Annotated in this window: 1 protein-coding gene; it reads left to right on the top strand. The window is 50.8% G+C overall.

What is annotated here, in order from left to right; translation table 11 throughout:
* The coding region (locus FTW16_RS08390; RefSeq protein WP_146490677.1) for an efflux RND transporter permease subunit at positions 1–297 on the top strand (297 nt) is incomplete at both ends.

Consider the following 297-nt stretch of genomic DNA (forward strand, 5'->3'; position numbering starts at 1 on the left):
GGGTAAAGACAGCGCTGAAATCACCGCGGACTTGATGCCCGGATATACGGCGAGCGACGTGAAGGCATACATTGATGACACGGTACCAAGCCTGTTGAAACCTGCTCAGAGCTACGAGTTCAATGGTGTAGTTAAAGATCTGGTTGATTCAACCGCGGGCGAACAAGTGCTGTTCGTATTGGCGTTGATTTTCATCTTCTTGATCTTGGCGGCGCAGTTTGAAAGCGTTGTCGACCCAAGGATCATCTTGCTGACGGTACCATTGTGTATCGTGGGTGCGATTTTGACGCTGTCGGG

The sequence above is a fragment of the Vibrio sp. T20 genome (assembly GCF_007858795.1).
GTDB lineage: Bacteria > Pseudomonadota > Gammaproteobacteria > Enterobacterales > Vibrionaceae > Vibrio > Vibrio satsumensis.